The sequence below is a fragment of the Streptomyces alkaliphilus genome (assembly GCF_014141535.1).
Classification (GTDB): domain Bacteria; phylum Actinomycetota; class Actinomycetes; order Streptomycetales; family Streptomycetaceae; genus Streptomyces; species Streptomyces alkaliphilus.
Genome location: NZ_VKHT01001686.1, coordinates 1 through 524 on the forward strand (window position 1 = coordinate 1; position 524 = coordinate 524).

A 524-nucleotide genomic window follows, 5' to 3' on the forward strand; every position below is an offset into this window, starting at 1 on the left:
GGGTGGGCCTGGGGTGGATCATGCTGCGCCGCGCGGACACCGACCGGCCCTCGGTGCTGCTGGAGGAGTGGCCCCACGCGGTGCGGCAGCCGCTCGGGCCGACCGTGGCCGAGTACTTCGACCTGTGCGGGGTGTTGCGGCGGGACGACGAGCGGCTGCTGGCCGCCCGTTACCGCCTGGTGGACGAGGTGGTGCAGGAGCAGATCGGCCTGCCGGGTGCCGAGCACCCCGAGCACGTGGTGCTCCGGCAGCACTCGGGGATGATGCGCGCCCTGACCGTGGACACCATCGGAGCCGGCTTCGCGGGCGCCTGTGACGGCACCCTGACGGCGGGGGCGATCGGCGATGCGATCGCGCGGCTGCTGGGGGACGATCCGGCGGAGCTGAGGGCCCGCCTGCCGGAGTTGCTGCGGGGGCTGCTGGAGCAGGGTTTCCTGCGACCGGTGGACTGATCGTCCCGGCGCCGCCCCGCCGCCCCGCCGCCCGACACACCGGCGGGGCGGGCACCGGGGTGTCCCGATGTC

The 524-nt window shown here is 75.4% G+C and carries 1 protein-coding gene; it reads left to right on the top strand.

Annotated elements, in window-relative coordinates:
* The coding region (locus FNQ90_RS26325) for a DUF7782 domain-containing protein (protein WP_456115109.1) at positions 1-452 on the top strand (452 nt) is incomplete at its 5' end.
* Positions 453-524: the final 72 nt, after the last annotated feature.